At 67.8% G+C, this 20,077-nt stretch carries 18 protein-coding genes; 10 read left to right on the top strand and 8 right to left on the bottom strand.

The window, feature by feature from the left end:
- Positions 1–7: 7 nt before the first annotated feature.
- Genes C3E99_RS12215 through C3E99_RS12205 form a run of 3 tightly spaced genes read right to left on the bottom strand, consistent with a single transcriptional unit; the run spans position 8 to position 3,207 of the window.
- The gene (locus tag C3E99_RS12215) at positions 8–1,597 is read right to left on the bottom strand and encodes a DHA2 family efflux MFS transporter permease subunit (RefSeq protein WP_067109582.1); all 1,590 of its coding nucleotides are present in this window, start codon (positions 1,595–1,597) and stop codon (positions 8–10) included.
- 9 nt (positions 1,598–1,606) lie between these two features.
- A complete protein-coding gene (locus tag C3E99_RS12210) occupies positions 1,607–2,743 on the bottom strand; it encodes an HlyD family secretion protein (protein WP_083675146.1) in 1,137 nt (378 codons plus the stop codon).
- A complete protein-coding gene (locus tag C3E99_RS12205) occupies positions 2,743–3,207 on the bottom strand; it encodes a MarR family winged helix-turn-helix transcriptional regulator (protein WP_076076666.1) in 465 nt (154 codons plus the stop codon). The genes C3E99_RS12210 and C3E99_RS12205 overlap by 1 nt, the downstream gene beginning before the upstream one ends.
- Positions 3,208–3,338: 131 nt before the next feature.
- On the opposite strand from C3E99_RS12205, the gene C3E99_RS12200 reads away from it, so the two are divergent.
- The 3 genes from C3E99_RS12200 (at position 3,339) to C3E99_RS12190 (ending at position 6,898) form a co-directional block, all read left to right on the top strand.
- Positions 3,339–3,986: a 2-hydroxychromene-2-carboxylate isomerase gene (locus tag C3E99_RS12200; protein WP_067109576.1), complete on the top strand. Its 648-nt coding sequence runs from the start codon at positions 3,339–3,341 to the stop codon at positions 3,984–3,986.
- 236 nt (positions 3,987–4,222) lie between these two features.
- The gene (locus tag C3E99_RS12195) at positions 4,223–4,975 is read left to right on the top strand and encodes an alpha/beta fold hydrolase (protein WP_076076664.1); all 753 of its coding nucleotides are present in this window, start codon (positions 4,223–4,225) and stop codon (positions 4,973–4,975) included.
- Between the two features lie 75 nt (positions 4,976–5,050).
- The gene (locus tag C3E99_RS12190) at positions 5,051–6,898 is read left to right on the top strand and encodes a M2 family metallopeptidase (RefSeq protein ID WP_076076663.1); all 1,848 of its coding nucleotides are present in this window, start codon (positions 5,051–5,053) and stop codon (positions 6,896–6,898) included.
- A gap of 397 nt (positions 6,899–7,295) precedes the next feature.
- On the opposite strand, the gene C3E99_RS12185 is transcribed toward C3E99_RS12190, so the two are convergent.
- Positions 7,296–7,622, bottom strand: a complete 327-nt coding sequence (locus tag C3E99_RS12185) for an ArsR/SmtB family transcription factor (RefSeq protein WP_067185776.1) — start codon at positions 7,620–7,622, stop codon at positions 7,296–7,298.
- 48 nt (positions 7,623–7,670) lie between these two features.
- Here C3E99_RS12185 and C3E99_RS12180 point away from each other — a divergent pair, with 48 nt between their 5' ends.
- A complete protein-coding gene (locus tag C3E99_RS12180; protein WP_076076661.1) occupies positions 7,671–8,153 on the top strand; it encodes an SRPBCC family protein in 483 nt (160 codons plus the stop codon).
- A 308-nt stretch (positions 8,154–8,461) separates the two neighbouring features.
- Here the strand turns inward: C3E99_RS12180 and C3E99_RS12175 are convergent, their stop codons facing one another.
- From C3E99_RS12175 to C3E99_RS12165, 3 genes are all read right to left on the bottom strand, one after another.
- The gene (locus C3E99_RS12175; protein ID WP_104959834.1) at positions 8,462–9,235 is read right to left on the bottom strand and encodes an SDR family NAD(P)-dependent oxidoreductase; all 774 of its coding nucleotides are present in this window, start codon (positions 9,233–9,235) and stop codon (positions 8,462–8,464) included.
- A 156-nt stretch (positions 9,236–9,391) separates the two neighbouring features.
- Positions 9,392–10,879, bottom strand: a complete 1,488-nt coding sequence (locus tag C3E99_RS12170) for an AMP nucleosidase (RefSeq protein WP_076076659.1) — start codon at positions 10,877–10,879, stop codon at positions 9,392–9,394.
- Positions 10,880–10,952: 73 nt separating this feature from the next.
- A complete protein-coding gene (locus tag C3E99_RS12165) occupies positions 10,953–11,432 on the bottom strand; it encodes a peroxiredoxin (RefSeq protein ID WP_067109558.1) in 480 nt (159 codons plus the stop codon).
- A 285-nt stretch (positions 11,433–11,717) separates the two neighbouring features.
- On the opposite strand from C3E99_RS12165, the gene C3E99_RS12160 reads away from it, so the two are divergent.
- A complete protein-coding gene (locus tag C3E99_RS12160; protein ID WP_076076657.1) occupies positions 11,718–12,281 on the top strand; it encodes a YqgE/AlgH family protein in 564 nt (187 codons plus the stop codon).
- A 4-nt stretch (positions 12,282–12,285) separates the two neighbouring features.
- Here C3E99_RS12160 and C3E99_RS12155 read toward each other — a convergent pair whose 3' ends face one another.
- Complete coding sequence (locus tag C3E99_RS12155; RefSeq protein ID WP_076076656.1) at positions 12,286–12,684, bottom strand: hypothetical protein; 399 nt, start codon at positions 12,682–12,684, stop codon at positions 12,286–12,288.
- A gap of 483 nt (positions 12,685–13,167) precedes the next feature.
- Between C3E99_RS12155 and ahcY the strand changes: the two genes are divergently transcribed.
- From ahcY to C3E99_RS12130, 5 genes are all read left to right on the top strand, one after another.
- Positions 13,168–14,577: an adenosylhomocysteinase gene (gene ahcY, locus C3E99_RS12150; RefSeq protein ID WP_076076654.1), complete on the top strand. Its 1,410-nt coding sequence runs from the start codon at positions 13,168–13,170 to the stop codon at positions 14,575–14,577.
- Positions 14,578–15,214: 637 nt separating this feature from the next.
- The gene (locus C3E99_RS12145) at positions 15,215–17,578 is read left to right on the top strand and encodes a sensor histidine kinase (RefSeq protein ID WP_104959833.1); all 2,364 of its coding nucleotides are present in this window, start codon (positions 15,215–15,217) and stop codon (positions 17,576–17,578) included.
- 345 nt (positions 17,579–17,923) lie between these two features.
- Complete coding sequence (gene tsaE, locus C3E99_RS12140) at positions 17,924–18,373, top strand: tRNA (adenosine(37)-N6)-threonylcarbamoyltransferase complex ATPase subunit type 1 TsaE (RefSeq protein WP_076076650.1); 450 nt, start codon at positions 17,924–17,926, stop codon at positions 18,371–18,373.
- Entirely contained in the window at positions 18,370–19,359 is a 990-nt protein-coding gene (locus C3E99_RS12135) for an aminoglycoside phosphotransferase family protein (RefSeq protein WP_104960368.1), read from the top strand. Before tsaE ends, C3E99_RS12135 begins: the two co-directional genes overlap by 4 nt.
- Positions 19,356–20,075, top strand: a complete 720-nt coding sequence (locus C3E99_RS12130; RefSeq protein ID WP_076076647.1) for a nucleotidyltransferase family protein — start codon at positions 19,356–19,358, stop codon at positions 20,073–20,075. Before C3E99_RS12135 ends, C3E99_RS12130 begins: the two co-directional genes overlap by 4 nt.
- The last annotated feature ends 2 nt before the right edge of the window (positions 20,076–20,077 follow it).

The raw sequence follows: 20,077 nt of genomic DNA, 5'->3' as shown, positions 1-20,077 counted from the left end.
CGGCGCATCAATGCCCCATGTCGCTCGCCGACGCCGCCGGTCCGCCGGGGGCGGGCGGGCGCAGCAGGATGACGAGCGGGACCGACAGCAACGTCACCCACATCATCGCCCAGAAATCGTCGATATAGGCGACCATCGCGGCCTGCCGGTTGATCTCGGCATTGACCATCGCCATCACGCTGCCCCCGAGTGCACCGAGCCGGTCGGACGTCGACGGGTCGATCAGCGCGACCGAACTGTTCGTGATGTGCGCGACCAGGTCTTCGTGGCTCGTCTGCGTGTTGGTGGCCAGCAGCGTCGTCACCACAGAGATGCCGACCGACGCGCCGACGCTGCGGAACAGGTTGAGTAGGCTGGCGCCGTCGGTGCGCCACGCCGGACCCAGCGTCGCGAAGGCCATGGTGTTGAGCGGGATGAAGACCAGCCCCATGCCGAGTCCCTGGACGAGCCCGCTGACCACCACCGGTCCGACGCCCATCATCAGCGACCACTGGCTCATCTGCCACAGCGAATAGGCGGCGATGACCAGGCCGCTGCCGACCAGCCAGCGCGCGTCGATCCGCCCCATCAGCCGGCCCGCGATCCACATGCTGATCAGGATGCCGACGCCGCGCACCGCGAGCACCCAGCCGGTGTCGATCACCGGCCAGTCGAACAGGCGCTGGAGCATCGGCGGCAGCAGCGCCATCGACGAGAACATGACGATGCCGATCACGATCATGAACCCCAGCGCGGTGAGCAGATTGCGATCGGCGAGCATCCGGCGGTCGAACAAAGTGTCGCGCGCGGTCAGCAGGTGGATCAGGAACATCCACAGGCAGGCGAGGGCGACGCCGGTCTCGATCCATATCTCGAGGCTGTCGAACCAGTCCTTCTGCGCCCCGCGGTCGAGCATGAGCTGGAGCGACGCGAGCCCAAGCGCGAGCATCGAAAAGCCGAACAGGTCGAATTTGCGGTCCTTGCGCCCGGTCGCGGGGAGCAGCGCCCAGAGCAGCGCCAGCGTCGCCAGCCCGACCGGCAGGTTGACGTAGAAAACCCAGCGCCAGTTGACCGATTCGGTCAGCCAGCCGCCCAGGATCGGTCCCAGAATCGGCCCGACCATGATCCCCATGCCCCAGATCGACATGGCGCGCGCGTGGCGTTCGGGCGGGTTGATGTCGAGCATCACCGACTGCGACAGCGGCCCGATGAAGGCGGCGCTGATCCCCTGCAGGAAACGGAAGATAACCATCTCCTCCAGATTCTGCGCCGCGCCGCAGGCCATCGAGGCGATGATGAAGCCGAGCACCGCGATCAGGAACAGCGGGCGCCGCCCGATGCGGTCGGCGAGCCAGCCGGTGATCGGCATCGCGACCGCCGAGGCGATGATATAGCTGGTGAGCACCCAGTTCACCGTCTCGCTCGTCGCGCCGAGGCTCGACTGCATGTGCGGAATGGCGACGTTGGCGATCGTCGTGTCGAGGATCTGCATCACCGACGCGCCCATCACCGCGACGGTCAGCAGGCCATGATAGCGCACCTGCTCGTAGAGCGGCCGGTCGTCGCTGACGACCGTCGCCGCGGGCGCCGGGCGCCGGGAAAAGACGCGGCTCGCCACCGGCTGCCCTTAGGTGCAGCCGCCCGAGGTGATCACCGTGACCTCGGTCGAAAGCCCCGCGATCATCGCCCGCTTCGGCGCCTCGTCGAAGGCGATGCGCACCGGCACCCGCTGCGTCACCTTCACCCAGTTGCCGGTCGCGTTCTGCGCGGGCAGCACGGAGAATTCGCTGCCCGTGCCGGCGCCGATCGTCTGGACGTGCCCGCGCACCTTCAGCCCCGGATAGGCGTCGAAGCGCATCTCGGCGGGCTGGCCCACGCACATGTGCGCGAGATCGGTTTCCTTGAAATTGGCCTCGACCCACGGATGCGCGGTATCGACCAGCGTCACCGCGGGAAGCCCCGCGACCATCATCTGGCCGAGCTGCAGCCGGTGCGATTCGGCGACCCGTCCCGCGCTCGGCGCGCGCACCTCGGTGCGGCCGAGATCGACCTGCGCCTGCGCGCGCCGGACGCGCGCCGCCGCGACCTGCGGATTGGTGCCGCCCGTGCCCGTCGCCAGCTTGGCGCGCGCCTCGGCGGCGGACGCTTGCGCCTGCGCGAGCCGGGCGCGCGCCTGCTCGACCGCGTGCTTCGACGCGTCATAGGCGGCGCGGGTGGTGAATCCCTTGTCCATCAGCGCGGCCTGGCGCTGGAAATTCGATTCGGCGAAGGCGATGTCCTCGCGCGCCGCCTGGATGTCGACCGCCGTCGCGGCGAGGCTGGCCGACAGATTGCCGACATCGACCGTCGCCGAATCGATCGCGGCGTTCGCCTGCGCGACCGTCAGCGCATAGGGGTGGCCATCGATGCGGAAGAGCAGCTGTCCCTTCGCGACCTCCTGACCCTCGCGGATCGCGACCTCGGTGATCAGGCCGCCGACCTCCGCGGCGACCGACACCTTGTCCATCTGGATATAGGCATTGTCGGTCGACACCGACCCGCCGCTCGCCAGCCAGTACCAGCCGCCCGCCGCCGCGAGCGCCAGCGGCACGCCGAACATCAGCGCGCGCGTGCGCCAGCCGGGCTTCGCCTCTGCCGCGGTCGTGGGCGGCGGCACGGGATCGGCCTTCGGCGCGGCCTTCGAGGCGGCCTTCGGCGACGCGACCTCTTCAGAGCGCGGCTCGGGGCGGTCGGGCTTGCGGCGAGGGGGAGCGAGCTGGTCCATCAGAGGGCCTCTTTCGTTTCTTCTCTTTCGGTCGTGTCGATCGCGTCGCGGCGCGACAGGTTGCAACGCACGTGGCGGACGAGCCGGATCAGTTCGGCGCGCTCGGCGGGGGAGAGTCCCCCGATCGCCTCTTCGGTCAGCGCGTCGGTCAGCCGCCGCATCGCGCCCATCTGTTCGCGGGCGCGCGGGGTCAGATAGAGAAGCCAGGCGCGGCGGTCGCCGGGGTCGGCGCGGCGCTCGACCAGCCCGGCCTCGGCCAGCCGGTCGACCATCCGCGACAGGGTGATCGGTTCGACCTCGATCAGGTCGGCGAGCGGACCCTGGCGGATGCCCTCGTAGCGCTTGAGATAGCTGAGCAGCCGCCATTGCAGCGCGGTGATCCCGCTGTCGCGGGTGCGCGCGTTGAAGGCGCGGCGGAACAGCCGCGCGGTATCGTTGAGCAGAAAGCCGACCGTCTCTCTCATGGCAGACGATATAATAGCAATTGCCACTATATCCAATGACAATATGCTGCACATGCGAAATTGCCGCGAACGCCACTGCCGCTTTTCGACAATCGCTTGCGCCGCGCGGATATTTTGGCACTATGCGTGCCATGAGTCTGACCGCCGACCTCTTCTGGTCCTTCCGCTCGCCCTACAGCTATCTCGCCATCGGCCGCTATCGCGCGCTCGCGGCGAGCCACGACGTGACGATCGACCTGCGTCCCGTCTATCCGCTCGCGATCCGCCAGCCCGATTTCTTCGAGCGCAACCACCCCAACTGGCTCGGCTACACGATGCGCGACATGATGCGCGTCGCGCAGTTCCACGGCATCCCCTTCGGCCCGCCGCGTCCCGACCCGATCGTCCAGAACGTCCACACGCGCGAGATCGCGGCGGAGCAGCCCTATATCTTCCGCCTGACCCGCCTCGGACAGGCGGCGTCGCGGCGCGGCAAGAGCCTCGCCTTCTGCGACGAGGTCGCACAGCTCATCTGGGGCGGCGCGCAGGACTGGCACCTCGGCGATCATCTGGCGGGCGCGGCACGCCGCGCGGGGCTGGACCTCGCCGAACTCGACGCCGAGGCCGAAACCGATGCGGAGGCGCTCGACGCGGAAATCGCCGCGAACCAGGCGGCGCTCGAACTCGCGGGCCATTGGGGGGTGCCGACGCTCGTCTTCGATGGCGAGCCCTTCTTCGGGCAGGACCGCATCGAGCTGGCGAAATGGCGCATGGAGCAGAAGGGTCTGCGGCCGCGCTGAGCACAGCGAAAATCTGCGCGGGAGGGTTCGGCGCGCTCCCCCCTTTTCGTCATACGCGAACAAGTCGGCATAGAGCGAGAGCTTGTGCCCCGGCGAAAGCCGGGTCCAGATGGCATATGGCATAGTGCGGTCCCGCGTGGACCCCGGCTTTCGCCGGGGAACGGTTCCTTGTGGAAAGCGAACATGCCGAAGCAATGACGGTTCAAACCGATGGCATCCTGTCCTAAGGCCGAAGGATGAGCATCGAACCGCAATATTTCGACGCGCGCGACGGCGTGCGGTTGGCGTGGCGCGAGATGGGGGAGGGGCGGCCGGTCGTCCTGCTCCACGGCCTGTTCTCGAGCGCCGAGGTCAACTGGATCAAGTTCGGCACCGCGGCGCGCATCGCCGCCGAGGGCTATCGCGTCGTCATGCCCGACCTGCGCGTCCACGGATCGAGCGCGGCGCCGCACGATGCGGCGCTCTATCCGCCCGACGTGCTGGTGAGCGACCTTGCCGATCTGATCGCGCACCTCGGCCTGTCGGCGTTCGACCTCGGCGGTTTCTCGCTCGGCGCGCGGACCAGCGTGCGCGCGGTGGTTGCGGGGATGACGCCGGGGCGACTGATCCTCGGCGGCATGGGGCTGGCGGGACTGGCCGGGTGGCAGCGGCGCGGGCAGTTCTTCAAGCGCGTGATTGCCGAATATGACAGCGCGAAGCGCGGCGACGACAGCTGGCTGTCGATCCAGTTCATGAAGACGATGAAGATCGACCGCATCGCCGCCGGCCACCTGCTCGACAGCTTCACCGATACGCCGCCCGATGCGCTGGCGGCGCTGACGATGCCGACGCTCGTCGTGTGCGGCGACCGCGACCGGGACAACGGGTCGGCCGAGGACCTCGTCGCGGCGCTGCCCGACGCGGTGCTCGCGACGATCCCCGGCACCCACATGTCGAGCGTCACCGAGCCCGAACTGGGGCAGGCGATCGCGGCCTTCCTGACGGCTTGACCCTGCCGCGGACGCGGTTCAGTCTGGGGGCATCCGGCGCTGGAGCGCCGTCAGACCATCCAGAGGACGCATCCCATGAAAGTCATGATTTCAACGCTGTCGCTCGCCCTTTCGCTTGCGGTCGCGGGCCCCGCGCTGGCCGCACCGAAGCAGAAGGACGCCCCCGCCGCGCCGACTGCCGCCCCCACTGCGGCAGACGCCGATGCCTTCGTCGCCGCCGCGGAAAAGGATCTGTTCGACTATACGGTCGAGGCGAGTCAGGTGAACTGGGTCAATGCGACCTATATCACCGACGACACCGACGCGATGGCGGCGCGCATCAATGCGGTGGGCACCGAAAAGGCGGTGAAATACGCGCTCGAAGCCGCGAAATATCGCGATGTCGCCGGGCTGAGCGCCGACACGAAGCGCAAGCTCGACATATTGCGCACCGGCCTCGTCCTGCCGGCGCCGACCCGGCCGGGCGCGGCGACCGAACTCAACACCATCGCGACCGACCTCCAGTCGCAATATGGCAAGGGGCGCGGCACGCTGGGCGGCAAGGAAATCTCCGGCTCCGACATCGAGGCGGAGATGGGCAATCTCCAGCACACGCCCGCCGAATATGCCGAGATGTGGACAAGCTGGCACGACAATGTCGGCGCGCCGATGAAGGACGATTATGCGCGCCTCGTCACCATCGCCAACGAGGGCGCGAAGGAACTGGGCTTCGCCGACACCGGCGCGATGTGGCGGTCGGGCTACGACATGTCGCCCGAGGATTTCGCGAAGACGACCGAACGGCTGTGGCAGGAGGTGAAGCCGCTCTATCTGGCGCTGCACACCTATGTCCGCTGGAAGCTCAACGAGAAATACGGCGATGCGGTGCAGCCGAAGACCGGGCCGATCCGCGCCGACCTGCTCGGCAACATGTGGGCGCAGGAATGGGGCAACATCTACCCGCTCGTCGCGCCGCCGGGTTCGGGCGACCTCGGCTACGACATCGGCGACCTGCTGAAGGCGCAGGGCAAGGCGCCGCTCGATATGGTCCGCGCGGGCGAGAATTTCTATTCCTCGCTCGGGTTCGAGAAGCTGCCCGAAAGCTTCTGGAAACGCAGCCTGTTCACCAAGCCCGCCGACCGCGAGGTCGTGTGCCATGCCTCGGCTTGGGACGTCGACAACAAGGACGACATTCGCATCAAGATGTGCATCAAGGTGAATGCCGACGATTTCGTCACCATCCACCACGAACTCGGCCACAATTATTACCAGCGCGCCTACAACCGGCAGCCGTTCCTCTATCTGAACGGCGCCAACGACGGCTTCCACGAGGCGATCGGTGATTTCGTCGCGCTGTCGATCACGCCGCAATATCTGGTCGATATCGGCCTGCTCGACAAGGCGAAGGTGCCGAGCGCCGACAAGGACATCGGCCTGCTGCTGCGTCAGGCGATGGACAAGATCGCCTTTCTGCCGTTCGGCCTGCTCGTCGACCGCTGGCGCTGGGGGGTGTTCGACGGCACGATCAGGCCCGCCGACTACAACAAGGCGTGGACGCAGCTTCGCCTGCAATATCAGGGCATCGTCCCGCCGGGCGACCGGCCCGCGAACGCCTTCGACCCCGGCGCCAAATATCATATCCCCGGCAACACGCCCTACACCCGCTATTTCCTCGCGCGCATCCTGCAGTTCCAATTCTATCAGGCGGCGTGCAAGCAGGCGGGGTGGACCGGCCCCTTGCACCGCTGTTCCTTCTACAACGACAAGGCGGTCGGCGCGAAGCTCAACGAAATGCTCGAAATGGGGGCGTCGAAGCCATGGCCCGACGCGCTCGAAGCCTTCACCGGCAGCCGTGAGATGTCGGGCAAGGCGCTCGTCGATTATTTCGCGCCGCTCAAGGCGTGGCTCGACGAACAGAACAAGGGCAAGCCGCAGGGGTGGTGAGCCAGATTCGCGGCGATCTGACAAGAGCCGGGGAGGCGATTCCCCGGCCCCTTTCATGCGGGGGCGCAAATGTCGGCTTTGGGGTGGGAAGCGGTCGTTTGAGACATGCCCTGGTTTCCCCTCCCGCCTGCGGGAGGGGCAGCGAGACTTACGAACTTGTTCGTTAGTCGCAGCGGGGTGGGCCATTGCGCCGTCGCTGCCCACCCCCGACCCCTCCCGCCTGCGGGAGGGGAGAAGAAACGTCCGCTTATTGGTCGCAACCAGACATCTCCTATCTTCGTCATTCCGGACTTGATCCGGAATCCATTCTCTCAGCGCAGCGCGAATGGACCCCGGATCAAGTCCAGGGTGACGATCCTGCTGGCGTCGCTTATCGGTCGATTCCAGTCATCCCCCATCATTCCGCCTCGACCGCCTGCTTGAAGCGCGCGAGCCGCGCCGTTGCGGCGGCGGCGTGCGGGCCGATCCAGCGGTCGTGGATGTCCTGGATCGGCATCGCGTCGAGGTGGTTCCAGCGTTCGCGGCCGCGCCGCTCGGCGATCACCAGCCCCGCCTCCTCCAGCACTTTCAGATGCTGCATCACCGTGCAGCGGTCGAGGTCGGGGAAATGGCCGCACAGCGTGCCCGTCGTCAGCGGCTGATCCTTCAGGTCGTCGAGCATCTGCCGCCGTACCGCATGCGCGAGCGCCTTGAAGATCCGGTCGAAATCGTCGTGGATTGACATGTTGTAAATTTATAACATAATCGAATGCGACTCAAGCGGAGACTGGTCATGGAACTGAAGTTCAGGGTCGCGGCGCGGATCGCGAAGCCGGTGCACACGGTGTTCGAGGCGGTCGCCGACCCGCGGCAGCTGTCCCATTATTTCACCACCGGCGGCGCCGAGGGGCGGCTGGAGACCGGCGCGACGGTGACATGGGATTTCCACGATTTCCCCGGCGCCTTTCCCGTCCATGTGATCGAGGTCGTGCCCGACGAGCGGATCGTGCTCGAATGGCAGGCGAACGAGGGCGAGGCGCCGAACGTCGACGGCGGGGGAATGACGGGCAGCGACTATCGCACGCGCGTCACCATGGCGTTCAAGGGCCTCGACGACGGACGCGCGCTCGTCGAGATCGCCGAAGAGGGCTGGCGCGAAAACCAGGGCGCGCTCGACGCCTCCTACGGCAATTGCCAGGGCTGGTCGCAGATGCTCTGCGCGCTCAAGGCGTGGGTCGAGCACGGCATCAACCTGCGCGACGGCATGTATGCGTGAGGTCTTAGAGTGCCGGTTTTAGAGTATCGGGCGTTAAATCTGCATCACCCTTTCTGCCGTTCGTGCTGAGCTTGTCGAAGCACCGTCCTTCCTCTTGCGGCGCCAAAAGAAAGAACGGCCCCCTTCGACTGCCTTGCAGGCGCTCAGGACAGGCTTCGACAAGCTCAGAGCCTGCCCCCGCGAAAGCGGGGGGCAAACGGTTCAGATTTAATGCTCGATTCTCTAATTGAATCAAAACCGGCACTCTAGATTCTTGTTTTACCGTGTTTTCCGAGTCGTCAGGTGATTCCACCTGACTTGAAAACACTTTAGGCGTTGCGTGCCGTCAGGCCGCCGTCGACGGGGATCACCGCGCCGGTGATGTAGCTCGCGGCGGGCAGGACGAGGCTCAGCGTCACATGCGCGACCTCCTCGGGCTCGCCGTAGCGGCGCAGCGCGGTGCGGCGCTTCGCGAAGACCGCCTTGTCGGCTTCGGGCACCGCGTCGGTCATGCCGGTGCGGATCGGGCCGGGGCAGATGCAGTTGACGGTGATCCCCTCCTTGCCCAGATCGACCGCGAGGCCGCGCGTCAGGCCGGTGACGCCGGTCTTTGCGGCGACATAGGGCGTGTCGCCGGGCGTCGCGCCGAGCCCCTCGGTCGAGGCGATGTTGACGATGCGCGCCGCGTCGCTCCGGCGCAGCCACGGCAGCGCCGCGCGCACCATGCGCTGGTGCGCGGTCAGCATCACCGTAATCGCGCGGTGCCAGATCGCCTCGTAATCGTCGGCGTCGAGCGGGCAGAAGCTCGACACCCCGGCGTTGTTGATCAGGATGTCGATGCCGCCGAAGGTCGCCGCGACCTGTGCGACGGTGCGCCCGATCGCCTCGCCGTCCGACACGTCGAGGGCAAAGGCGCGGGCGTTGTCGCCGGCTTCGGCCGCGACCGCTTCGCACGCCGCGAGGTCGAGATCGGTCACCGCGACCTTCGCGCCTTCGCTCGCGAGCAGCAGCGCGGTGGCGCGGCCCATGCCGCTGGCCGCCCCGGTGACGATGGCGACGCGGCCGACGACCGAGCGCGACAGGTTGGGGGCTGGGTTCGTCATGGGCCGTCCTTCTCGAGTGCGCGCCTTTAACCTGACCCACCTTTCCGTTCGTGTCGAGCGAAGTCGAGACACCCATCGGTACGGCGCCACATTGATGGGTGTCTCGACTTCGCTCGACACGAACGGAAGAAGGGAGGGGGCGACTGCCCCCGCCGCTCAACGGAACGGCGGTTCGTTGAATGCGCGCAGCTTGCGGCTGTGGAGTCGCGGGCCTTCGTCGCGCAGCATCTCGCAGGTGCGGATGCCGATCTGCAGATGCGCGGCGATCGCCTCCTCGTAGAAACGGTTCGCCTGTCCGGGCAGCTTCAGTTCGCCGTGCAGCGGCTTGTCGCTGACGCAGAGCAGCGTGCCGTAGGGAACGCGGAAACGGTAACCCTGTGCCGCGATGGTGGCGCTTTCCATGTCGATGCCGATCGCGCGCGATTGCGAGAAGCGCAGCGCCGAGTCGGTGAAGCGCAATTCCCAGTTGCGGTCGTCGGTGGTGACGACGGTGCCGGTGCGCATCCGCTTCTTGAGGTCGGCGCCGCTCGTTCCCGACACCGCCTCCGCCGCGCCGGCGAGCGCCTGCTGCACCTCGGCGATGGGCGGGATCGGGATTTCGGGCGGCAGCACCGAATCGAGGATATGGTCGTCGCGCAGATAGGCGTGGGCGAGCACATAGTCGCCGATGCGCTGGCTGGGGCGCAGCCCGCCGCAATGGCCGATCATCATCCACGCCTCCGGCCGCAGCACCGCGAGGTGATCGCAGATCGTCTTGGCGTTCGACGGGCCGACCCCGATGTTGACGAGGGTGATGCCGCTGCCGTCGGGCGCGATCAGGTGATAGGCGGGCATCTGGTGCCGCCGCCATGCGCTGTCGGCGACGAGCGCGCTCGCATCGACGCCCGCCCGGTCGACATAGAGGCCGCCGGCGCCTGCGAGCGCCGTGTAGCGATCCCGCCCCACCTGCGCGCCCGCCCAGGCGACGAACTCGTCGACATAGCGATGATAGTTGGTGAACAGGATATAGCGCTGGAAATGCTCGGGCGCGGTGCCGGTGTAGTGGCGCAGCCGCGCGAGGCTGAAATCGGTGCGCAGCGCATCGAACAGCGCGAGCGGCAGCGACGCCGCGGGGTCGGCGCCGAACAGCCCGTCGGCCAGCTCGTCGCCGATGTCGGCGAGGTCGGTGGTCGGGAAATGGCGCGCGAGTTCGAGCGGGGTGACGCCGCCCATGTCGGACCCGTCGCTCGCGTCGAGCACGTAGGGGAAGGGGATCTGCTGCCCGGTGCGCGTCACCTCCAGCGTCATGTCGTAATGACGCACCAGCAGGCTGAGCTGTTCGCGCAGATAGGCTTCGAACAGGTCGGGGCGGGTGACGGTGGTGACGAATTCGCCCGCGCGCTCGAAATGACCGAAGGCCAGATTATGCCCGCCCTGGCCGTCGCGGAACTCGCCATTGGTGACGAGGCGCAGCGCCGGATAGTCGAACAGGCCGGTCGCGGCGGCGTCCGCCGGGGGCAGGGTGCCGTCGTGCACATAGGCGGCGATCGCCGATTTGAGCGCGACGACCGCGTCGCGGAATTTCGTCTTCAGTTCGGCGATGATCGTTTCGACGAGCGCGTCGGTATCGGCGATGTCGGGAGAAAGCGATGAAGGCGATGTCATCGCGGCGCTCTTGCACGAAATCGGGGCAAAAGGGAAGGGGGCGGGCCTGCCGTCGGCGCCCGCCCCGCCCCGATCAAAGCTGCTCGAGCATATGGTCGGCGCTCGACACCTTGAATTCGCCGGGGGCCTCGACGTTGAGCTGTTCGACGACGCCGTCGTTGACGATCATCGAGAAGCGCTGGCCGCGCTTGCCGAGGCCGAAGGCGGTGCCGTCCATCGTCAGCCCGACCGCTTCGGCGAAATCGCCGTTGCCGTCGGCGAGCATCGTCACCTGATCGGCGCCGGCATTCTTGCTCCACGCGCCGAGCACGAAGGCGTCGTTGACCGCGGTGCAGGCGATCTCGTCGATGCCCTTCGCCTTCAGTTCGTCGGCCTTGTCGACATAGCCCGGCAGGTGCTTCGCCGAACAGGTCGGCGTGAAGGCGCCGGGAACCGAGAAGAGCGCGACCTTGCGGCCCTTGAAATAATCGGCGGCGTTCACCTGTTCGGGGCCGTTCTCGGTCACCTTCACCAGCTTGGCGTCGGGCAGCTTGTCTCCGGTCTGGATCGTCATGTCGGCATCCTTTCATCGAGGGGATTGGAATGGCGGTGACATCGGATTGTGACGGGCGCGAGTCAAGCGGGACGGGGTCGCGGGTCATTTTGAATATGATGCGTCCACCCGATCTCCCTTCCCGCAAGCGGGTGGGGGCGGGGGGTGACGGTGCGTCTGCCCACCCCGCTGCGGCTAGGCAGCAAGCTGCCAAGCCTCGCTGCCCCTCCCGCTTGCGGGAGGGGGGAGAGCGAGATTGCGGCAAAGGCGCTGGACCCGGGCGGCGCGCGCGTCCATGGTGCGGCGATGGAATCCACCCCTGCCTGGTTCACCGGCCAGTTGCTGCTCGCCCTGCCGGGGATCGGCGATCCGCGCTTCGAGCAGGCGGTGATCGCGATGATCAGCCACGATGCGGAGGGCGCGATGGGGATCGGGGTTGCCGATCCGATCGACGGCATGACCGTCGGCGCGGTGCTCGATCAGCTCGACATCGCGCACGACGATCCGCTGGAGCAGCCGGTGTTCCTGGGCGGGCCGGTCGAGCCGTCGCGCGGCTTCGTCCTCCACAGCCGCGACTGGGGCGGCGAGGGCGCGGTGCAGGTCGCCGACCGCTGGATGTTGTCGAGCTCGCACGACATATTGCGCGCGATCGGCGAAGGACGCGGCCCGACGCGATGGCTGGTCGCGCTCGGCTATGCCGGCTGGTCGCCGGGTCAGCTGGAGGACGAGATGGTGCGCCACGGCTGGCATGTCACGCCGGGCAGCGACGCGCTGCTGTTCGAAACCCCTCCTGCCCGGCGCTGGCAGGCCGCGTTCGCGGAAGCCGGCGTCGACGCCCGCCTGCTCACCACCGAGGGCGGCGAAGCCTGACCGATCAGCGCGCGAGCGCGAGCAGCGGCTGGCCGCCGCCGAGGCGCGCCAGCGCGGTGCGGGCCGCCCAGCGCGAATCCATATAGCGGCCGTCGGCGAGTTCGAGGTCGTAGCGGATCGGGCTGGCCGCCGCCGCTTCATAGGCCGCCGCCGCATCGGCGGTCCGGCCGAGCCGGGCATAAGCGGTGCCGAGATTGATCAGCCGCGACGGGTCGCGCGCGTCGAGCGCGGCATTGCCGGTCAGCTTCGTCACCGCGGCCGTATTCTCGCCGGCCCGAAGCTCGGCATAGGCGACCGGCAGCACCGTCGAATCGGCCTGCGGCGCGGTGACGACGACGATCGATTGCGCCGCGGCGGGGCTCGCGAAAGCGACAGCGAGCAGCGGCAGCATGATTTTCTTCATTTCCTATCTCCCCGAAACTTTGGCCGATTTTCCATCGCAATCGGGAAAAAGTCAATATTTCCAAGCAGTTGTAACAATATTGTCACAATAGGCGATTACGCTCATCGCATGGCGCATTATAAGTCAGGATTATCAATATCCTGACGATGCCTGACTGCGACCGCGCGCTGCCATGCGCAGCTGTCACATATCGGACGAGGCGAAAATTTTTTCGTGTGCGTTCCGGATGGAATGCGATTCGCACGGGCGTTCCGCATCAAGCCCGATCGCCGCGCGGCTTCACGGTTCGCGGGTGGCGATCCGGTCGACGTCATGCGACGGCCTCGGTTCGACGCTGTGGTTCAACAATGTGGCTCAACAGTGTTTGGGGCGCGATATAAAGAAAAGTTTATATTTGAACGCCGAGCCGCTTTCGGCTAGGGCGCCGCGCATCATCGCCGGTCGCGTGCGCGCGGCCGTGCCGCCTGACAGGAGACATGAATCGTGGCCACTCTTGCCGCCGAAACCCGTGACTATGTGATCGCCGACATCGGCCTTGCCGACTTCGGCCGCAAGGAGATCGCGATCGCCGAAACCGAAATGCCGGGCCTGATGGCGCTGCGCGAGGAATATGGCGCCGCGCAGCCGCTGAAGGGCGCGCGCATCACCGGGTCGCTGCACATGACGATCCAGACCGCGGTGCTGATCGAAACGCTGATCGCGCTGGGGGCCGAGGTGCGCTGGGCGACCTGCAACATCTTCTCGACCCAGGACCATGCCGCCGCCGCGATCGCCGCGGGCGGCACACCGGTGTTCGCGGTGAAGGGCGAAAGCCTTGCCGACTATTGGGACTATGTCGGGCGCATCTTCGACTGGGGCGACGACCAGACCGCCAACATGATCCTCGACGACGGCGGCGACGCCACCATGTTCGCGCTGTGGGGCGTGCGGGTCGAGGCGGGCGAGGCGCTGTTCGAGCCCACCAATGCCGAGGAAGTCGAATTCGTCCGCGCGCTCAAGGCGTTCCTCGCCGCCAAGCCCGGTTATCTGACCAAGAGCGTCCGCAACATCAAGGGCGTGTCCGAAGAGACGACCACGGGCGTCCACCGCCTCTACCAGATCGCCAAGGAGGGCAAGCTGCCCTTCCCCGCGATCAACGTCAACGACAGCGTCACCAAGTCGAAGTTCGACAATCTCTATGGCTGCAAGGAATCGCTGGTTGACGCGATCCGCCGCGCCACCGACGTGATGCTGGCGGGCAAGGTTGCGTGCGTCGCGGGCTTCGGCGACGTCGGCAAGGGCTCGGCGGCGAGCCTGCGCAACGGCGGCGCGCGCGTGCTCGTCACCGAAGTCGACCCGATCTGCGCGCTGCAGGCGGCGATGGAGGGCTATGAGGTGGTGACGATGGACGAGGCGGTGACCCGCGCCGACATCTTCTGCACCGCGACCGGCAACGCCGACGTCATCACCGCCGAGCATATGGCGGCGATGAAGCCGATGGCGATCGTGTGCAACATCGGCCATTTCGACAGCGAGATCCAGATCGCGGCGCTCGCCAACTACGACTGGACCGAGGTCAAGCCGGGCACCGACCTGGTCAAATTCCCCGACGGCAAGGAGATCATCATCCTTGCCAAGGGCCGGCTGGTCAATCTCGGCTGCGCGACGGGCCACCCGTCGTTCGTCATGTCGTCGAGCTTCACCAACCAGACGCTCGCGCAGATCGAACTGTTCACCAAGGCGGGCGAGTATCAGAACGACGTCTATGTCCTGCCCAAGCATCTCGACGAGAAGGTCGCGGCGCTGCACCTCGAAAAGCTGGGCGTGAAGCTGTCGAAGCTGACGCAGAAGCAGGCCGACTATATCGGCGTGCCGGTCGAGGGGCCGTTCAAGCCCGACCATTACCGCTATTGACGCTTCCGGCTTCGGCGCGGACGATTTCGCGCCGGGACCGCGGCGATCGCGGAGAAAGGAAGAGGGCGGCCTGGTCGCCCTCTTTTTCGTTCGGTTCGCCGAAAACCCGTGTCCGCGGCCGGTCGAAAATTTTCTTCGTCATTGCGAGCGGAGCGAAGCAATCCAGGGCGGTTTACCCGGACTCTGGATTGCTTCGCTCCGCTCGCAATGACGATTCAAGGCCGTGTCATCAGGCTTAGAGCATCGTGCGTTAAACCTGCATCATCCTTTCTGCCGTTCGGGCTGAGCTTGTCGAAGCACCGTCCTTCTTCTTGCGTCTCGAAAGAAAGAACAGCCCCCTTCGACTGCCTTGCAGGCGCTCAGGACAGGCTTCGACAGGCTCAGGGCAAACGGTTCAGATTTAGCGCACGATGCGCTAAGCCATCGAGCCCTATATCCGACCTGTCGTTGCGTTCGTGTCGACCAAGTCGAGACACCCATCGAACTTCCACCACGCTCGGCTTTTCCACAGCCGCGCGCCCATCGGAAGGCGGGGCGCGGCAACCGGCGCCGACATGCGATTGAAACATCCCCGCATCGCCGGTAGGGCATCGGTCATGCGCGCGGAACGGCCGGACATGCGAGGATGCGAAACGGGATGAGCGATCCGCTTTCCCCGGCATCGCTGTTCGCGCTCGGCCTGTTCGCCGCCCTGTGGCTGATCGCCGGACTGTGGGCGGTCGGACGCGGCATCGCGATGCAGCGGCGCTCGGCCTTCGTCGCCGGGCAGACCGAGCGGCTGGCGAGCCTGGTCGAGGCGTCGCCGCAGCTTCCCGTCATCGTCCGCGCCGACTGGCGGATCGAGGCGGGCGAGCGGCTCGGGCGCTGGCTCGGGCTCGACGGCGGTCCGCGCAATTTCGACGAACTGCGCGGGCTCGATGCCGGGCTCGACGCCGCGGGGCACGAAGCGCTGCGGCAGGCGATCCTCGGCGCGCAGCGCGGCGCCAAGCCTTTCACGCTGAACCTGACGCCGCGGGGCGGCAGCCGCACCATCGTCTTTCAGGGCATGGCGGCGCCGCCGGCGGTCGGCGGACCGGGCAGCGTGCTGCTGTGGCTGAGCGATGCGACCGATGGTCAGCAGGCGCTCGTCCGCGCGCGCGCCGAGCGCGACGAGGCGATGGCGGCGTTCGAAGCGCTGTCGGGGCTGATCGAGGCGGCGCCCTTCCCGATGTGGTTCCGCGAGACCGACATGCGGCTCGCGCTGGTCAACGCCGCCTATGTCCGCGCGGTCGAGGCGAAGAGCGCCGCGGCGGTGATCGACGAGGGCACCGAGCTGTGCGAGCCCGTCGCCGGGGTCAGCGCGACCGACGCCGCAGAGGCGGCGCGCGCCGCCGGGTCGGCGCAGCAGCGGACCGTGCCGGTGACGATCGAGGGCGAGCGGCGGATCATGCGCGTCGTCGACGTGCCGCTGGCGCCCGAGGGCGGGCGGGTGATCGGCATCGCCGGCTATGCCATCGACATTCAGGAACTGGAGAGCGAGCGCGGCGCGCACCGGCGCTTCGTCGATACCCAGCGCGAACTGCTCGACCGGCTGTCGGCGGCGGTCGCGCAGTTCGGCCCCGATCAGGAACTGGTCTTCGCCAACCTGCCGTTCCGCCGCCTCTTCGCGATCGGCGCCGACGAGGTGGCCGAGGCGCGCTCGTTCGCGCGGTTGCTCGATGCGTGGCGCGACGCCGGGCGGACGCCCGAGGTGCGCGACTATCCGCAGTGGCGGCAGGCGCATGTCGACTGGTTCGCGCGTGCCGAGGCGGGCGAGGAGGAATGGCTGCTGCGCGACGGCACCCACCTGCACGTCGTCGCCCAGCCGACCCCCGACGGCGGCCTGCTGCTGATCGCCGAGGACCGCACCGAGCAGGTGCAGCTCGCCTCGACGCGCGACACGCTGCTGCGCGTGCGCACCGCGACCTTCGACAATCTGTTCGAGGCGGTCGCGGTCTTCGCCCCCGACGGGCGGCTCCACCTGTGGAACCAGCGCTTCCGCCGGCTGTGGAGCGTCGACGAGCCGACGCTGGCCGCGCATCCGCGCGTCGACCAGCTGATGAACGGGCTGGCCGACCGGCTCGCCAAGCCCAACCAGATCAGCATCGTGCAGGAGGTAATCCGCGCCGCGACGCTCGAACGCCAGCAGCGCGTCGGGCAGATCCGCTTCCGCGACGGGCGTCATTTCGATTTCGCGGCGATCCCGCTGCCCGACGGCAACGCGCTGCTGATCATGCTCGACGTCACCGACAGCCGCAAGATCGAGGGCGCGCTGCGCGAGCGCAACGAGGCGCTGGAGGCGGCGGACAAGGTCAAGACCGCCTTCCTGTCGCGGATGAGTTACGAGCTGCGGACGCCGCTGACCTCGATCGGCGGCTTCGCCGAAATGTTGCAGGCGGGCTATGCGGGCAAGCTCGGCGAGCAGCAGCAGGCCTATGTCGATGCGATCATCGATTCGGTCGGCGTGCTGTCGCGCCAGATCGACAATGTGCTCGACCTCGCGCAGGGGGAGGCGGGGACGCTGGCGATCGAGCGCGCGCCGGTCGATGTCCGCGTGCTGCTCGACGCCGCGCTCGGCGACGCCGGGGCGCTCGCGGGGGACGAGAAGGTCGAGCTGGTCGGCCAGCTTGCCGATGGGCTCGGCCGGATCGACGGCGACGCGCCGCGGCTGTCGCGCCTGTTCGCCGGGCTGCTCGACAATGCGATCCGCTATACCGCGCCCGCGCGGCGCGGCGACGGCCGGGTGCTCCTGCACGCCGACGGCGATGCGCGGGGGGTGGAGATCGTCGTGTCCGACAATGGGCCGGGGCTTCCCGAAGCGGTCGCGGCGGTGACGCGCGGCGAGCAGGCGGGAACCCAGAGCGGTGGCATCGGCATAGCGCTCGCGCGCCAGCTCGTCGCTGCGCACGGCGGGACGATGGAGGTGCTGAGCGAGAAGGGGCAGGGAACGCTGGTGCGCATCCACCTGCCGCGGGGCGCGTGACGTGCGATCGAGCGCGGTGACCGAGCCCTGTCGTTCTTCCGCGGCGAAAAAGGATTCGCGCAGAGGCGCGGAGATCGCAGTGATTTTTGTTCACGCGGAGACGCGGAGACGCGGAGATGTCGTGATTGCCGCGAAGCGGCTTTCTCTATTCGACCTCGCGTCCGGCCGTGCCGTATGGGATGAGAGTGGGCCTGTCGGCCCGAACCTCCATCTCCGCGTCTCCGCGTCTCTGCGTGAATCCTCACAACCTTCTCTGCGATCTCCGCGCCTCTGCGCGAATGATCTCCCGGTTCGCCGGAGCAGGCGATGCTGTCGCCCGCAACCTCCGCAAAGGCGACGGTAATCATGCAAACGCGCCACCCCTACGCGCTCGAAGACGCCGGCCGCATCGGCGCCGCGATCGGCGCGGTGCTGGTGCCCGGCGACGTCGTTCTGCTGTCGGGCGATCTCGGCGCGGGCAAGACGACGCTGGCGCGCGCGATGCTCAAGGCGCGCGGGCTGGCGGGCGAGGCGCCGAGCCCGACCTTCGCGATCGTTCAGCCCTATGCGCCGCCCGAGGTCGATCTGCCCATCGCCCATGTCGATCTTTATCGCATCGAGCGGGCGGACGAACTGATCGAGCTGGGGCTCGACGATTACCGGCATGACGGCGCGCTGCTGATCGAATGGCCCGAGCGGCTGGGGCCGGAGGGCTGGCCCGATGCGCTGGCGCTGACGATTTCGGGCAGCGGCGACGCGCGCGTCTTGACAGCGCAGGTGCCGGCGGCTTGGGAAGCGCGATGGCCGCTTCGATGATTCCGCCCGCCGATGCCCCGGCGTTCCTTGCCGCGCACGGTTGGGGCGACGCGCAGATCCTGCCGCTGGCGGGCGACGCCTCCTTCCGCCGCTATTTCCGGGTCGTCGGCGACGGCCGGCAGGCGGTGCTGATGGACGCCCCACCGCCGCACGAGGACCCGCGCCCCTTCGTCGCGGTGGCCGAATGGCTGTGCGCGCAGGGGCTGACCGCGCCCGCGATCCTCGCGCGCGATCTGGAGCGGGGGCTGCTGCTGATCGAGGATTTCGGCGACGTCCGCCTGCGCGAGACGCTCGACGAAAGGCCGGAGGCCGAGGCCGGCTATTATGCGGGGGTGGTCGACCTGCTCGCGCGGCTCCACGCGCGCCCGGCGATGCCGGAACTGCCGGTGCACGGGCTCGACCAATGGCTCGACGAGGTGATGCTCTTTCCCGACTGGTACGCCCCGGCGCTGGGGCTGGAGGTCGATCGCGATGCGTTCCGCGCCGCGTGGGAGGCGGCGCTGGCGCCGGTCGCCGCCGACGGGATCGCGCGCGTCACGGTGCTGCGCGATTTCCATGCCGAGAATATCATGCTGCTCGGCGGGCGAGAGGGCATCGCCCATTTCGGCCTGCTCGACTTTCAGGACGCGCTCGTCGGCCATCCCGCCTACGACCTCGCCTCGGTGCTGGAGGATGCGCGGCGCGACGTGACCCCGGCGGTGGAGGCCGCGATGCTCGACCGCTATGTCGCCGCGACGGCGCGCGACGACCGCTTCCGTGCCGCCTATTGGGCGCTGGCCGCGCAGCGCAACACGCGCATCCTCGGCGTCTTCGTGCGGCTGTGGAAGCGCGACGGAAAGCCGGGATACCGCCGGTTCCAGCCGCGCATGTGGGGCTTGCTCGAACGCGACCTGACGCATCCCGCGCTCGCGCCGGTGAAGGCGTGGTTCGATGCCCATGTTCCCGCCGGGAAACGGGCGGAGGCCTGGAAGGTGACGGAAGCATGAGCGCGACGATCGAAAGCGCGATGGTGATGGCGGCGGGGATCGGCAAGCGGATGCGGCCGCTGACCGCGACGCGGCCCAAGCCGCTGGTGCGCGTCGCGGGCAAGCCGCTGATCGATCACAGCCTCGACCGGATCGAGGCGGCGGGCATCGGCCATGTCGTGGTCAACGTCCATTATCTGCCCGACGCGCTCGAGGCGCATCTCGCGGCGCAGCGGCGGCCGTTCGACATCGCCATCTCCGACGAGCGCGACCGGCTGCTCGAAACCGGCGGCGGGATGGTCAAGGCGCTGCCGCTGCTGAAGGGCGATCCGATGCTGATCGTCAACAGCGACAATATCTGGACCGACGGGCCGCAGAACAGCATCCGCAGCCTGGCGCATCACTGGGACGGCGCCGCGATGGACGCGCTGCTGCTGGTGGTCGAGCATGCCAGCGCGCGCGGGTATGGCGGGCAGGGCGATTTTCACATGGACGCGGCGGGGCGGCTGTCGCGGCGCAGGCCGGGCCGCGTCGCGCCCTTCGTCTTCACCGGCATCCAACTCGTGTCGCGCCGTTTTCTGGACGACGCGCCGGAGGGGGCGTTCTCGACCAACATATTGTGGGACCGTGCCATCGCGGCGGGCCGCCTCTACGGCCTCGCGCACATGGGACAATGGTTCGATGTCGGCACCCCGGCGGCGATCGCGCCGACCGAGGCGGCGCTGGGCGGGGTTTGACG

This window comes from Sphingopyxis sp. MG (assembly GCF_002953155.1).
Lineage (GTDB): Bacteria > Pseudomonadota > Alphaproteobacteria > Sphingomonadales > Sphingomonadaceae > Sphingopyxis > Sphingopyxis granuli.
Note: the sequence above shows the minus strand (reverse complement) of the source record. Positions and strands in the feature narration are given on the sequence as shown.